Origin of the sequence: Geobacillus sp., assembly GCF_017515625.1 — a bacterium.
GTDB classification, from domain to species: Bacteria; Bacillota; Bacilli; order Bacillales; family Anoxybacillaceae; genus Geobacillus; species Geobacillus stearothermophilus.
In genome coordinates, this window is record NZ_JAFWFM010000125.1 from 1 (window position 1) to 13,741 (window position 13,741).

Consider the following 13,741-nt stretch of genomic DNA (forward strand, 5'->3'; position numbering starts at 1 on the left):
AAAGCTGTAGACCTGAGTGTCTTATGCTCTAGCGGCGAAGTGGACACGCCTCAAAGAATAAGGATTGCTTGAAGCAGTCAAACTTCTTTGGAAGCCCCCACTTCAAATTTTCGCTAGAAAATTAAGTGGGGGTAGTTCACAACCAGGCTGTTCAACATCTTGGTCCCGCTGAGTCGGCGGTGTTCATCAATCTCAATCCGTTTTTTTCGCTTCTTGGGGCGCATTGGCTGCTGGGCGAGCCGATTTCGCCGATGCAGCTGGCTGGTTTTCTTTTCATCGTCACGGGCGTGTTGTTCGGCAGCGGGGGGATGGATAACGTGATCGCCCGTTTCCGCCGGGCGAAAGTGGCGGCTGGGGGAAGGAAGGCGGGGATGTAGCCGCCTTGGAATCCCCCACTTCTAGGCCTTGCGTGCAAGTGGCGAAACATTCATATCCAGGAATGGAGGGGGCTTCACATTGCGGTCGGCGTCTTGGCTGTCTCTTCTCGAAAAGGGACAGCCATTTTTGTGCCATCGGCAGGATTTTGCTTGATGATGTCGAAAAAGAGAATACGAAACGTATTCGTGTGAGGTGAATGTATGGCGATCGATCACGACCGGTTGTTCAAGGAGTTGTTGCAGACGTTTTTTGAGGAATTTGTGCTTCTCTTCTTTCCGGATATGCACGAGCATATTGATTTCAACCATTTGTCGTTTTTGTCCGAAGAGCTGTTTACGGACGTAACGGCTGGGGAGAAGTACCGCGTTGACCTGCTCGTCGAGACGAAGTTCAAAGGAAAAGACGGATTGATCATTGTTCACGTAGAAAACCAAGCGTACGTTCAATCGTCATTTCCAGAAAGAATGTTTCTTTACTTCAGCCGCTTGTTTGAAAAATACCGCACTCCGATCATTCCGATTGCCGTCTTCAGCTATGATGCCATCCGAGATGAACCCTCTTCGTTCACGCTCTCCTTTCCGTTTGGCGATGTGCTTGACTTTCGCTTTTTCCACGTGGAGTTGCGAAAGCAAAACTGGCGCCAATTCATCCGCACCGACAACCCGGTGGCGGCTGCGCTGCTTAGCAAAATGGGGTATACTGAAAGTGAACGAGTGGAACTGAAAAAGCAATTTTTGCGCATGTTGGTGCGTCTTGAGCTAGACGAGGCAAGACAGCGTTTGTTGATGGGCTTTTTTGAAACGTATGTGAAGCTGTCCGATGAAGAAGAACAACAGCTTCGAAGCGAGGTGGAACAAATGGAGACGAAAGAAAAAGAACGCGTGCTGGAATTGATCATCTCATATGAGCAAAAGGGAAAAATTCGAGGTCGGGAGGAAGGACGCAAAGAGGGAGCGGAACAAGAAAAACGGCACATTGCGAAACGGATGTTGATGAAAGGGTTTGATGCGCAAACGATTCACGAACTGACCGGATTGTCTGTGGCGGAGATTGAGGAAATGAAACAAAGCGGCTTCAAGTGAATGGAAATCAAACAGGCGGGGCGAAAGGCCAGCCCCGCCCTAGCGCGTTGGTTTTGTTGCTGTGGATTCCCGTTTGATCAGTTTCGTAGACAATAGCACTTCCTGAAAAGGTTCGTTCGGGTTGTCCCACCGCCAGCGCAACAATTCCACCGCTCGTTTGCCGTAGCGCTTCAGGTCGATGTCGACGGTCGTGATTTTCGGCGTCGCGATTTGCGACAGCTGCCCGTTGTCAAAGTTGCACGAAAGAAGTGTATGAAGCGGCGGAAATGGACGGCGCGATTGGCTGGAAGCGGGTTTGGCACGTGACGATTCCGATGCTGTACCCTTCGTTTTATACCGTGACGATTTTGGCGGTCGGTTTGATGTTTGGCATTTTCACCGAACCGTATGTGCTGACGGGAGGCGGGCTGGAGTATGCGACCCATACGTGGCAGCTCGAGATTTACAACCAGGCGTTTGAAAAATTAAATGCGGGGTATGGAACCGCGGTCGCGATTATCAATTCGATCGTCACCTTTGCGAACACGTATTGGGCGATGATCTTGCCGAAGGCCGTCAACTTGTGGGCGATCTTTATGTACACGAACTTTTTCCGCAGCATTCCCGATGAATTGATCGAAGCGGCAAAGATGGATGGAGCGGGCCATTTCACCATCATTCGCCGCATTGTTTGGCCGATGTCGCGGTTGATCACCACGATCATTTTCTTGTTCCTTTTCATGGAGCGATGGGTGGAACTGCTTTGGGATATGCTTGTTGTGAATAACGAAAAGATGTTGACGTTAAACGTGTTGTTGGCGCAAATTCGCCACAAGAGCCCATTTCCTCGATGGCCCGGCGAAGCGTCCGGATTTGGCGGATGTCGTGTTTAGCGGCAGACTGATTCGCAACGGGGACGGCACGGCCGATTTTTACGCTGGAACAAGTGACGCAGAAGCGCAAAAACTCACGATCGTGGATCCATTTACGAAATACGAAAGGCAGGGGTGACGATGCACCTTTACCGCTATGAAGAGAACCCGCTCATTACGCCGAACGATGTGCCGCCGCACCACGACGGGTTTGAAGTGATCGGGGCGTTTAACGCTGGGGTGGCGAAATTTCAAGGGGAAGTGTTGCTGCTTCTTCGGGTGGCGGAGCGTCCCGTGTCGGATGACCCGAACATCGTGAAAGCGCCGGTATGGAATCCAAAGACGGGGAAGGTCGAGGTTTACGAATTTCGCAAAGACGATCCGCGCTACGATTTTTCCGACCCGCGCGTTATTAAAGAGGCGGGGACGGAGCGGTTCGTCTATTTGACGTCGCTTTCGTATTTGCGCCTCGCCCGCAGTCGGGACGGGCGGCGGTTTGTGATCGACGACCGCCCGTTCGTCTATCCATCGAATGAGCTCGAGACATTCGGTATTGAAGACCCGCGCATTACATGCATTGACGGCACGTATTACATTTATTTCAGCGCCGTGTCGCCAAAAGGAGTCGGCGAGGTGATGGTGTCGACAAAAGACTTTCAGACGGTGACGCACCACGGCATGATTTTCGCGCCGGAAAACAAAGATGTGCTCATTTTTCCGGAGAAGATCAACGGCAAGTATTACGCTCTTCATCGCCCGGTGCCGAGAAGCAACGGCCGCCCCGAGGTGTGGATCGCGGAGTCGGAGAATCTGCTTCATTGGGGGAATCATCGCTTTTTGTTCGGTCTGCGCGAAGGGAAGTGGGACAGCGCCCGCATCGGCGGCGGAGCGGTGCCGATCAAAACGGAGCGCGGCTGGCTTGAGTTGTACCACGGCGCGTCGGATGACCACCGCTATTGCATGGGGGCGGTGCTGCTCGATTTGAACGACCCATCCAAAGTTCTCGCCCGCTCGGAGCAGCCGTTTGTCGAGCCGGAAGCGGATTATGAGGTGAACGGCTTTTTCGGCCGCGTCGTGTTTTCATGCGGGGCGATTGTCGATGGCGATATCGTAAAAATGTATTATGGCGCCGCGGATACGTCGATGGCGTGCGTCGAGCTGAAGCTTAGCGAGATTTTGGATTCGCTTGTGAAAGTATGAAAGCGAAGTTGCCCGCACGTTGCGGTGTAAGAACGGAAACGCCTGGATGGCCGGGCGTTTCTTTTTTGGTTTGCCGCGAACATACCGTGAGCGCAGGTGGGAGAGCGTTCAACGCTCATTGCGTCGTTTCGTTTCTTTTCCGTTCAACAGGATTTGGTATAATAAAAACAACGCCGATTCATCGGTCAGGTCGGCAGAGCGGTTTGCGGCTGGGCAATGAAAGACACTGGCCATGACTCGAAACAACAGATGATCATCGGATAGAGGAGGAACCATCGGAGATGAAAAAAGTACGCAAAGCGATCATTCCGGCAGCGGGCCTTGGGACGCGGTTTTTGCCGGCGACAAAGGCCATGCCGAAGGAGATGCTTCCGATTGTCGATAAGCCGACGATTCAATATATTGTTGAAGAGGCGATGGCATCAGGCATTGAGGACATCATCATCGTCACCGGGAAAGGGAAGCGGGCGATTGAAGACCATTTTGACTATGCGTTTGAGCTCGAGCAGCTGCTGAAGCAAAAAGGAAAATTGGACTTGCTTGAGAAAGTAAAAGAGCCATCAAAAGTGGACATCCACTACATTCGCCAAAAAGAGCCAAAAGGGCTGGGGCATGCTGTTTGGTGCGCGCGCAATTTCATCGGAGACGAGCCGTTTGCGGTGTTGTTGGGCGATGATATCGTCCAAGCGGAAAAACCTTGTTTAAAACAGCTCATTGAGCAATACGAACAAACGTTCAGCTCGGTGATCGGCGTCAAGCGCGTGCCGGAGGAAGAGACGCACCGTTACGGGATCATCGACCCGCTCGAGCAGAAGGGACGGCGCTACCAAGTGCGCCGCTTTGTCGAAAAACCCGCTCCGGGCACAGCGCCGTCGAACCTTGCGATCGTCGGGCGGTACGTGTTGACGCCGGAAATTTTCTTGTTTTTGGAGAAGCAGGAAGTCGGCGCAGGCGGGGAGATTCAGCTCACCGATGCGATCGGGCGGCTGAATGAAATTCAGCGCGTCTTTGCCTACGAGTTTGAAGGAAAACGGTACGATGTCGGCGAGAAGCTCGGCTTTATCGAAACGACGATTGAATTTGCCTTGCAAAACGAGGAGCTGCGCGATGACTTGCTTTCGTTTTTGGAGCGGGTGGTGGCCGAGGCGAAGGGATCGAAGAGCAGCTAATTCAACCATCAGTCGGTCGCATTTCCATGTTTTGCATGACAGCTTGTCGTTTTTTAGGGATGGAGACAAAAAGGAGATTCTGCTATCGAAGCATTATCGATGATGAATTACGGTTAATCCAGGCCGAAGCGATCGATGAAGCATCGTCTGCCATCAACCGTGTTCTGGATGAGCTTATGGAGGCGGAGGAAGAGGGAGAATAAACATGGCTAAGGAGGGGTTCGGATGATTCGTGCCATGGTCGGCGATCTGACCAAAGTGGAAGGAGTCGAGTACATTTGCAATGCCGCCAACGGCATCGGGCCGATGGGCGGCGGCGTGGCGGCGGCGATCCGTCGGGCGGGGGGACGTGTGATCGAGGAGGAAGCGATCCGCGTCTGTCAAGCGCAAGACCCTAAGCCCGGCGATTTGTACGTGACAGGAGCAGGCTCGCTGCCGTTTCGCGGGGTCCTTCACTTAGTGACGATGAAGCAGCCTGCAGGGGCGACGTCGTATGACATCGTTCGGGCGTGTCTCGAGCGGCTCGTCGCGCACTGTCGGGAGAACGGAATCAAGAAGGTGGCGTTGCCAGCGCTAGGGACAGGCGTCGGAAGGCTTGACAAAGAAAACGTGGCACAGTTGTTTGTCGAGGTGTTGGGTCCGGTCGAGGACGTGGAGTTTGTGGTGGTGGATATTGATCAAGCATTCATCCGTTTTGTCCAAAAGCGCCAATAAAGGGAGAAAAAGGGCCTTGACTTCGTCTTGGCCCTGCTTTTTTGGCAATGAATAACGTGTTTCCTTCTTTCTCATATCATATTATAATAAGAACACACGAATGAATGAGTTTCATTGACTTTCTCATCCGGCCGACAGGAGGTGGCATCGCCTTTGGTGTCCGAATGACGAAGCCGGTGTGAAAGGGAGTGGGGTTTCCTGTTCGAACCGCGATCAGGAAAAACAGCCAAAAATGCCAATGCGGGCGTTTTGGGCGCTATCCGGAGGGATGAATCATGTTATTCTCATTGCCAACATTAAAGACATGTCAAGTGTTAGTAGACGAATTTCGTTCGGCCCCACAGCCGTTTGAGCCGGAAAAGCTTCGCTTTTCGGGTGTCGGGGACCGGGACGTTTATAATATTTCCGCACCGTTTGTGGATGAAGGAGAATGGGTGATCGCTGGGCGCGTCGAGGCGCGCGACAGAGAGCAATCGGAAGTGTACTTTTTCGTCGAGCGCGACGGCGTCTGGGTTCCTCGTGACGGGGCGCCGGTGTTCGCCTTGCAGGATCCGTTTGTGGCGCGCATTCACGGTCAGTTGGTGTTCGGCGGCGTGGAGACGTTTCCGCATCCGGTGTTTGACGGCGAGCTGAGCTGGCGGACGGTCTTTTACCGCGGCCGCAATATCTGCAGTTTGAAAAAGTTCGCCGAAGGGCCGGACGGAATGAAAGACATCCGCCTTGTCGAGCTGAAAGATGGCTCGATCGGCGTGTTCACCCGGCCGCAAGGGGAAAAAGGCGGACGCGGGAAAATCGGGTTCACCCGCATTTTCTCGCTCGATGAGTTGACGCCGGACGTGATTGACGCCGCGCCGATTTTGGACGCCCAATTTATGGATGAAGAATGGGGCGGCGTGAATGAGGCGCATTTGCTGGCGAACGGGCTTGTGGGGGCGCTTGGCCATATCGCTTGCTTTGACGAGCACGGCAACCGCCATTACTACCCGATGGTGTTCGTGTTGAACCCGGAGACGATGGAGCGTTCAGAGCTGCAATTGCTTGCGTTTCGCTCCCACTTTTTGGATGGTCCGGCGAAACGGCCGGATTTGGCGAACGTTGTCTTTAGCGGCGGACTCATCCGCAAAGGCGACGGCACGGCTGAGCTGTACGCCGGCGTCGGCGACGCCGAGGCGCAAAAAATTTCGCTCATCGACCCGTTTGCGAAATACGAAGCGCAAGAGCTTGATCGGATGTATGCTTCCGTTTAGGGAAAAGGACCGGCGCCGTCCCACCTTCTTTTGATGAGAGGGGGGCGGCCGGCCTTTTTTCGTTTTGGCCGGTAATGGGCGATGGTTCCCGATTTGACGGTCATTTGCGGTGAGAAAGAGTTGGATGGAACGAAGTACATTGAGGTTCCGCCGCTGATTGTCGAGATTTTAAGTCCGTGGAACCAGGCGCATGATCTTGTCGCAACGTTCAATTTGTACATGGCGTGCGGCGTTCACGAATGCGGGATTGTCAATCCGATGAAGCCAGCTGTGACGGGATACCGGCTCAATGAGGAACGGCTATATGAGCAGGCGGATGTTCAAGTGAAAACGGGAACGGTTCGCTCCGTTCATGTTCCCGGGCTTGAAATCGACATGACGGAATGGTTTCGTTGACAAGAGGACGTTAAAAGCGGACAGCGTGGGACGAATCCCACGCTGTTTTCATGAAAAGGCACGCGTCTTGACGGGGCATGTTCATGCCCGGGCGGGAGGGCAAAACGTCGCCCACGGAATTTTTTCATGAAAATGCGCGTGCCTAAACGCATCATTTTCATGCCGGGGAAGGACAAAAACGTGCTCATGGAGCTTTTTGTTTGTCCAATGGAGTCGGGGCGGCGCTCATCAGCCGCGTGGTGTCCCTTTCCCGTTGCGTTTGCCGTTTTTCGTGCTCGTTCAGCTTTTCTTCCATCCGTTTCAGCAGCTTTTCCCACGGGTTTTCCGCCGTTTTTTTCTTGCGCTTTCGTTTTTCTTCCGCCATGCTCAAGCGCCTCCTTTCGCTGCGGCCGATAAGGCGAGCAAGTCGCGCAGTTCGTCATCGGACAGTTCGGTGATCCATGCCTCGCCTTCGGTGATGATGTCGGCGAGCGCTTGTTTTTGTTCGAGCATCTCGTCGATTTTTTCTTCGATTGTCCCGACGGTGATCAATTTATGGACGTGGACGAATTTCGTCTGTCCGATGCGGTAGGCGCGGTCGGTCGCCTGGTTTTCCACCGCCGGGTTCCACCAACGGTCGAAATGGATGACGTGGTTGGCAGCTGTTAAGTTGAGCCCGGTGCCGCCTGCTTTGAGCGATAAAAGGAAAATCGGCGCTTTTCGTGCTTGAAACTCTTCGATCATTCGATCGCGCGTTTGTTTCGGGACGCCTCCGTGCAAAAACAACACCCGCTCATCAAACAGGTCGGAAAGCAGCTGTTGGATCATCTCGCCCATTCGCACGTATTGCGTGAAGATGAGGCACGATTCGTCGTTGGCGCGAATTTGCTCGATCAGTTCGATGAGCTTTTCGAGCTTGTGCGACCGTTCAACGAGCTGGCGGGGGCGGCGTTCTTTCAAATACAGCGCCGGATGGTCGCAAATTTGCTTCACACCGTTTAGCATTTGCAAAATCAAGCCGCGCCGCGCAAACGGACTGGCTTCCTTTGCCCGTTCGAGTGTGTCGTTGACGAGCTGCTCGTACAAGGCAGCCTGTTCGGCCGTGAGCGGGCAATACTCTTTTTGTTCAAGCTTATCCGGCAAGTTGAGCGCAACCGCTTCATCCGTTTTCGTCCGCCGCAAGAGAAATGGGCGGATGAGCGTCTGCAGCGCCGCTTTTTTGCGGGCATCTCCTTCTTTTTCAATCGGCCCGGCAAAGCGCCGCTCAAACTCCGCACGGCTGCCGAGATAGCCAGGGTTGAGGAAGTGGAAGATGCTCCAAAGTTCGCCGAGACGGTTTTCAACCGGCGTGCCGGATAAGGCGATTTTATGTTTTCCGCTCAAGCGGCGGATGGCGCGCGCTTGTTTTGTTTGCGCGTTTTTAATGTTTTGCGCTTCATCAAGGCAAATCGCATGCCAATGAATCTGTTTTAAATCGTCTTGGTCCAAATGAGCAAGGTTGTAAGACGTAATGACGAGATCGGCCTCGCCTGCCGTTTGCACGAACGCATCGTTTTTCGCCCGGTTCGGTCCATGGTGCACGTAGACGCGCAAGTCTGGGGTGAAGCGGGCGCATTCCTTTTGCCAGTTGCCGATCACGCTGGTCGGACAAATGAGCAACGCCGGCGTGTCTGGACGTTCCATTTCTTTTACATAGGCCAAATAGGCAAGCAGCTGCACCGTTTTGCCTAGCCCCATGTCATCGGCCAAGCAGGCGCCAAAGCCGAATCGGCGCAAAAAGACGAGCCAGTCGACACCGCGCTGCTGGTACGGGCGGAGCGTGCCGCGAAACGACGGCGGCACATTCGCTTTCGGCAATCCATCCGGCTGCTGGAGCTGGCGGATGAACGCGCGGAACTGATCATGGACGTCAATGTGGATCGGGATCGATTCGTCCGTTGCCTCTTCACGCTCCTCTGCTTCCGAAAGCAGCGTTTGCGCCACGATATCGTGGATCGGCACGCCTTCTTTTTTCGCCTTTTCCATGAGCGCCTGGGCGCGGCGGACAAGGGCGGGGTCAAGGATGAGCCATTGGCCGCGCAGGCGAATGAGGCGCCGCTTTTGTTCCGCCAAAGCGGCAAACTCCTCTTCCGTCAGCTCAATCCCGTTGGTCGCGACGCGCCAATCGAAATCAGCGAGCCGCTTAAGGCCGAACAGTGATTCGGCGTTGACGGAAGGCGACAGTTTCGCTTTGATCGACAGCTGCGCCTGGCGGATGTCGTGCCACCAGTCGGGAAGCAAGAGGCGTACGCCCGCTTCGGTGAGCTTTAAGCTGTCTTCGGACAAAAAACGCCACGCTTCTTCATTAGACAGTTCCGTCCGCAGACCCTCCCCGGCGTCAAGCCACGGCACGATCGCGCAAATGCGGCGAATGGCGCGCTGGATCGATGATTCATATGGGCGCCAGGCGCGCGGAATATCACGGGCAGAGGCGATGACGCTGTCGTCGATGGCGATGAACACCGTTTCCAGCGTCCATGCGTCGCCGTCCTCAGGCGGCTCGACGAGGCGAAGCCCGACCGTAAACGGCGGCCGGTCGCCGAGCCAGCCGATTTGTTCCAGCCAATCGTCTTCCGTTCCGATCCATTGGCCGCTGGGGGAGGCGATTAATGGATAAGCGCGAACGATGTCGCCCCAAATGCCGCGCAGCTCTGGGTCGCGCGACAGCCAGTCGGCGATTGCCAGCGACCGCCATGCCGCAACAAGCGGGTGCGGATCGTCTTTGAGCCCGCGCCAACGCGTCCGCTCAGCTTCGGCCCATTCAGACGGCTGCCCTTGTTTCCACGCCGAGAAATCGGGGCGGAAGCAGCGTGTGCGCACATCGTCGATGATTTGCTTCGCCCATGTTTCAAGCTGGGCGGTGAACTCATCTCCCCATTTGATGGAAAGAAAACGGTTGGACGGGCGCCAGGCGAAAAACGTGAGCGCCTGCCACGGGGACAGCCGCACCGCGTCGCGTCCGTGGACGGTCGCGACATCAAGCAAGGTGCCGTAAAAGGTTTCTTCATGCCAGGCGAACACAAGCGGCGCCCAGCTCGAAACACGGTCCGGGCCGCTGAGCCAGAAGCATCGTCCTTCTTCGCTCCATTCACATGAAAGGGTAATCGTCTGCAACGCTTGTTCCATCATAGAAGCAATTTTCCTTTCTCCACTTCTTCATGAAACGCGCGCATGCGCGCTGTTTTGGCTAACAGCTGTTCAAGATACATCTGCCATTCGTTCATTCGTTTCAACGATCGGTAGCACGCACGCAATTTTTTTAAATATTGCACGGCGACGCGATAGCTTGCGCGGTTTTTCGCCTCGACAAAACGCATGACCGCTCGGTGATACAATGGCAAGACGAGCGCCGGGTTTTGTTTTTGCAGCATGGCGAGAAATGTTGGATCAATGTCATGGGCGGTGGCGTCCCCCCATAAGTATAAGTCGACTACATCATGGTAGCGCCTTTGATCGAGCAGCCAATGAACGTAGCGGTTCGCGCTGTATGGGAAGCATGCGGCCAACAGCTTCTCATAGTCGTCCCATTTGTTGTGTTGGCGAGCGTATGATTCGTACAGCCGACCGATTTCGTTGACAAACGGCGACCGCTCCATCTCTGGAAGAGCGGATATGTAGAAGGCAAGCTCTTGCTTTCCTTTCGCCCAAAATGATGCGAAACGTTCCGGCGAATGCGAGGATGCGAACCGCTCCATCCAATCGATAAAAAACGGAGCCGCTTCCTTGGGATGTTGGCGGTAGATGGCGAGCGCTTCGTCATCTTCGCCGAGTAAAAAGGCGAGATGGGCGGCAGCTAGCAACAGAGTGGTTGACTGTTTTTCCGTTGCCAGGCGGATCAGCGTTTCTTTCTCTTGCCGGCGCTGCGCTTCTTTCGTGAACAGCAGCTCCCAAGCGGTTGTGTATAGGCTGTAGACGAGTGAAGGGGACGCCTTTCCCCACCGCAGCAACAACTCCCGTACATACGGGATCGTCTGTTCGATGTGCGTTTCAACAGACGGGGGCAGCAGTTCGGACGGAAACCGTTCCAACGTTTCGAACCATTCGTCGGCGATATAATCGACGTCTTGTTGCCACGAAAACTGCTCGTATGATCCGAACAACAGCCCACGGTCCCAACCGCGTTCGCGTCCGTATTCGAACAAATGGTCAAGCAAAAACAAGGCCGCATGGAAGCGATGCAACAAACGGACAGCGCTGTGTTTCGGGCTGTTTTTGACGAGTCGCGGAAACAGTTGATGGGACAAGCGGTACGGCCAATCATTGCGGCGGCGGTGGCGGGCGCTCCACTCGTCCAATAGGTCGGCGAACTGCTTCCGCCATTGGGCGACCGATTCCGCTGTGTTTGGTTCAGACGGTGTTTGGACCGATGCCGCTTTCCGGTTCGGTTTTTTCTTTCCTTGTTTCCATTGCCGCAACAACTCGCCGTTGTCAAATACATTTCCGTACACGTAAAAGAACAGCGCCAGTACGTGCGGGCAAAGATCTTCCGCCCCGCATGTGCAGCTGTGGAGGGAGATGTCCGACAAATCAAGCGTCACGTCATGAATGGCGGTGTCGATGACTTTTCCTTCGATAAAATCGCTGTCTATGACCGTGACGTTATACACCAACCCTTGCCGTGACAATTCCCGCCCTTTTTGGATGACATGTTGGAAGAGAGAAAACGACCATTCCCGCTGCAAGTCGGCAGCGGCTTTTTGCAACAGAGGTTTGGAGATTGCGGTCTGCAACATATCAGTCCGTCCTTTCCGTCCATTGTGCATCATGGGTTCCCGAAGAAAGCCCCCGTTTTCCGTTCATTCTTTATATCTACATTATTATAGCATGGCGGATTGTACTGTTGCTATGTTTGTTTGGCGTGAGATTTATTCCTGCTTTTCTCTCTGTTATGATACAATGAACATAACGGCAATGCCGAATCGAAGGAAAGCGGGTGACGATATGATGGTGTCGCGGAATGCCCTTTGTCCGTGCGGCAGCGGCAAAAAGTACAAGCATTGTTGTGGAAAAAAAGAGGCGGTTTCGATTTCGTCATTGATTGACCGCGAGTTGATCGAATGCATGAATGATATGCGTCAGTTTGTTTTACAGCGGTATGAGAGGGAGGCGGAAGAGCTTTTAGACCAGTTCCCGCTTGATGAGATGCCGGAGGAACTCGAGCTTGGCGTGCAGATCATGGCGGTGAATTGGATGTTGTTTTGTTGGCCGCTTGATGAAACAGGACAAACGATCTTTTCTGCTTACCGGAAAAGCCGTCATTGGGAGCGGTGGCGCCCGTCCGTTCAGGCTCACATCGAGAGGTGGGAAGGAGCCGTTCCGTCGCTTGGCGAGTTCATCGGCTATGAGGACGACAATCGCCCCGTTGTCCGGGATTTGTTGACGGGAGGGGAAAAGATCGTTCATTTATTGGCTTCCCATCAATGGCCGAGCGTGATCGAAACAGGAGATGTGGTGTTCGGCTTCCTTGTGCCGTACCAAGACGTGTTCACGTGTTTCACAGCGGTGTTACCGCTCCCGGCGTCAGGGAAAGATCGATTGCTTCGGGCGATTCAACAAGAAGGGGAGTGGAGCGGTCAGCCATCGGCTTTATGGATGCGCGATCGGTTCGTCGCTGTGCTTTCCGATGTGCTCTTGGAGTGGCTTTGGCAGTTCGCCAAACAGTTCAAATGGGATGATCCGAAACAAGCGGCCGTCATTCGCGAGCTCGATGAAAACGAGCCGGAGGCGCCAGCGGCGCTGCTCAATCAAGCGTTCGCCATATGGGCGATCTATTGCGGAAAAACATCCCGCCTCCCTTATTCGGTCCCCGTCTACGCGGCGGCGCTCCGCTATGTGGCTGGGCATTTGATGAAGGCGGAAGGATCGGAGGTGGAAGACATCGCCGATCGGTATGACGTGATGCCAGAAGATGTGCGATCGGCGGCGTTGGATTTTTTCCTGATGGCTGTTGATGATGAAGACGACGAGGAATGGCTCGATGACTGGGAGGAAGACTGGTTCGAAGAGGAAGGGGATGAGCTTGATGCGCGCATCAATGAATGGATCGATGACATCGATCTGATGTTGATGCGTGAAGGATGGGACGAGAAGCGAGTCAACCGTCATATTGACCGCGCCATCCGTTCGTGGCGGAATGAAGGCCTGCTTGAGGAAGTGAATGAAAAAGAATTGCGTAAAGAACTCCGTGATGTAGCGTGGGAGATCTTCACCGATCGGGGATTCATCTAGAAGCTGGCAGAAAAACGGGCGCTGCGCGCAAGTCAGCGGCATTTCGTCAGAAAGGAAAGCCGGTTCCACAAGGGCTCTCTCATTCAAACATCATTGGGCTCAACCCAAGCCCTCTATAAGTAGAAACAGGGAATGGAATGCGTTCCATTCGTGAAACTCCAAAAAAAGCGGCGGGGAACGATCGGTTTTGACCGAATCCATAATGGATTGGGAAAAATGGCTTTGTGCGCGATTCCGACCGTTTTTAACATAAATCAGCCAGAAGTCCCCCATCTCTACAGGTGGGGGATGAATGGCGTTCGGTTTTTCTGTTTTTCTCTTTCTTCTTTGGATGGCAATAGAATACAATAAACATAGGAGGTGAAACCATGTATCGAACGCTGAAAACCCGTTTTCGGGCAAAGAAAGAAGTTATCCAAAAACTATTTGAATGCAATCGTATCTCCGCAGAAGTTTGG

At 53.9% G+C, this 13,741-nt stretch carries 10 protein-coding genes and 5 pseudogenes; 11 read left to right on the forward strand and 4 right to left on the reverse strand.

The window, feature by feature from the left end:
• Positions 1 to 137 precede the first annotated feature (137 nt).
• Positions 138 to 377 (forward strand): annotated as a pseudogene (locus tag IKE44_RS07760) (EamA family transporter); the annotation flags it as partial.
• A 201-nt stretch (positions 378 to 578) separates the two neighbouring features.
• Positions 579 to 1,460 (forward strand): Rpn family recombination-promoting nuclease/putative transposase, encoded by an 882-nt coding sequence (locus IKE44_RS07765; RefSeq protein WP_061580620.1) that lies wholly within the window; start codon positions 579 to 581, stop codon positions 1,458 to 1,460.
• 39 nt (positions 1,461 to 1,499) lie between these two features.
• Here IKE44_RS07765 and IKE44_RS07770 read toward each other — a convergent pair.
• Positions 1,500 to 1,700, reverse strand: a pseudogene (locus IKE44_RS07770) (substrate-binding domain-containing protein); the annotation flags it as partial.
• Positions 1,701 to 1,726: 26 nt separating this feature from the next.
• On the opposite strand from IKE44_RS07770, the pseudogene IKE44_RS07775 reads away from it, so the two are divergent.
• The 8 genes and pseudogenes from IKE44_RS07775 to IKE44_RS07810 form a co-directional block, all read left to right on the forward strand.
• A pseudogene (locus IKE44_RS07775) lies at positions 1,727 to 1,900 on the forward strand (sugar ABC transporter permease); the annotation flags it as partial.
• 66 nt (positions 1,901 to 1,966) lie between these two features.
• Positions 1,967 to 2,299: pseudogene (locus IKE44_RS07780) on the forward strand (ABC transporter permease subunit); the annotation flags it as partial.
• A pseudogene (locus tag IKE44_RS07785) lies at positions 2,268 to 2,450 on the forward strand (DUF1861 family protein); the annotation flags it as partial. The pseudogenes IKE44_RS07780 and IKE44_RS07785, both read left to right, overlap by 32 nt.
• A 2-nt stretch (positions 2,451 to 2,452) precedes the next feature.
• The gene (locus IKE44_RS07790) at positions 2,453 to 3,511 is read left to right on the forward strand and encodes a BtaManbiosPhlase (protein WP_287465529.1); all 1,059 of its coding nucleotides are present in this window, start codon (positions 2,453 to 2,455) and stop codon (positions 3,509 to 3,511) included.
• A gap of 281 nt (positions 3,512 to 3,792) precedes the next feature.
• A complete protein-coding gene (gene galU / locus IKE44_RS07795) occupies positions 3,793 to 4,680 on the forward strand; it encodes a UTP--glucose-1-phosphate uridylyltransferase GalU (RefSeq protein ID WP_049625356.1) in 888 nt (295 codons plus the stop codon).
• Positions 4,681 to 4,905: 225 nt separating this feature from the next.
• Entirely contained in the window at positions 4,906 to 5,394 is a 489-nt protein-coding gene (locus tag IKE44_RS07800) for a macro domain-containing protein (protein ID WP_049625357.1), read from the forward strand.
• A 275-nt stretch (positions 5,395 to 5,669) separates the two neighbouring features.
• Entirely contained in the window at positions 5,670 to 6,641 is a 972-nt protein-coding gene (locus IKE44_RS07805; protein WP_064213726.1) for an MTP-1 family protein, read from the forward strand.
• An 81-nt stretch (positions 6,642 to 6,722) separates the two neighbouring features.
• Positions 6,723 to 7,037, forward strand: coding sequence for a Uma2 family endonuclease (locus tag IKE44_RS07810; RefSeq protein ID WP_033013720.1), 315 nt, complete (start codon positions 6,723 to 6,725; stop codon positions 7,035 to 7,037).
• A 184-nt stretch (positions 7,038 to 7,221) separates the two neighbouring features.
• Here IKE44_RS07810 and IKE44_RS07815 read toward each other — a convergent pair whose 3' ends face one another.
• The 3 genes from IKE44_RS07815 to IKE44_RS07825 are packed head-to-tail and all read right to left on the reverse strand — an operon-like array spanning position 7,222 to position 11,788.
• Positions 7,222 to 7,401 (reverse strand): hypothetical protein, encoded by a 180-nt coding sequence (locus tag IKE44_RS07815; protein ID WP_033013721.1) that lies wholly within the window; start codon positions 7,399 to 7,401, stop codon positions 7,222 to 7,224.
• A 2-nt stretch (positions 7,402 to 7,403) separates the two neighbouring features.
• Positions 7,404 to 10,184 (reverse strand): DEAD/DEAH box helicase, encoded by a 2,781-nt coding sequence (locus IKE44_RS07820; protein WP_064213727.1) that lies wholly within the window; start codon positions 10,182 to 10,184, stop codon positions 7,404 to 7,406.
• Positions 10,181 to 11,788, reverse strand: a complete 1,608-nt coding sequence (locus IKE44_RS07825) for an SWIM zinc finger family protein (protein ID WP_049625361.1) — start codon at positions 11,786 to 11,788, stop codon at positions 10,181 to 10,183. Before IKE44_RS07825 ends, IKE44_RS07820 begins: the two co-directional genes overlap by 4 nt.
• 208 nt (positions 11,789 to 11,996) lie before the next feature.
• Between IKE44_RS07825 and IKE44_RS07830 the strand changes: the two genes are divergently transcribed.
• Positions 11,997 to 13,283: an SEC-C domain-containing protein gene (locus tag IKE44_RS07830; protein ID WP_287465530.1), complete on the forward strand. Its 1,287-nt coding sequence runs from the start codon at positions 11,997 to 11,999 to the stop codon at positions 13,281 to 13,283.
• Positions 13,284 to 13,741 lie beyond the last annotated feature (458 nt).

What these genes read in the sequence shown, in the direction of transcription:
- IKE44_RS07820 (WP_064213727.1), bottom strand. Translation starts at nt 10,184, where the DNA reads ATGATGGAACAAGCGTTGCAGACGATTACCCTTTCATGTGAATGGAGC.
- IKE44_RS07790 (WP_287465529.1), top strand. Translation starts at nt 2,453, where the DNA reads ATGCACCTTTACCGCTATGAAGAGAACCCGCTCATTACGCCGAACGAT.
- IKE44_RS07800 (WP_049625357.1), top strand. Translation starts at nt 4,906, where the DNA reads ATGATTCGTGCCATGGTCGGCGATCTGACCAAAGTGGAAGGAGTCGAG.
- IKE44_RS07815 (WP_033013721.1), bottom strand. Translation starts at nt 7,401, where the DNA reads ATGGCGGAAGAAAAACGAAAGCGCAAGAAAAAAACGGCGGAAAACCCG.
- IKE44_RS07810 (WP_033013720.1), top strand. Translation starts at nt 6,723, where the DNA reads ATGGTTCCCGATTTGACGGTCATTTGCGGTGAGAAAGAGTTGGATGGA.
- IKE44_RS07825 (WP_049625361.1), bottom strand. Translation starts at nt 11,788, where the DNA reads ATGTTGCAGACCGCAATCTCCAAACCTCTGTTGCAAAAAGCCGCTGCC.
- galU (WP_049625356.1), top strand. Translation starts at nt 3,793, where the DNA reads ATGAAAAAAGTACGCAAAGCGATCATTCCGGCAGCGGGCCTTGGGACG.
- IKE44_RS07805 (WP_064213726.1), top strand. Translation starts at nt 5,670, where the DNA reads ATGTTATTCTCATTGCCAACATTAAAGACATGTCAAGTGTTAGTAGAC.
- IKE44_RS07830 (WP_287465530.1), top strand. Translation starts at nt 11,997, where the DNA reads ATGATGGTGTCGCGGAATGCCCTTTGTCCGTGCGGCAGCGGCAAAAAG.
- IKE44_RS07765 (WP_061580620.1), top strand. Translation starts at nt 579, where the DNA reads ATGGCGATCGATCACGACCGGTTGTTCAAGGAGTTGTTGCAGACGTTT.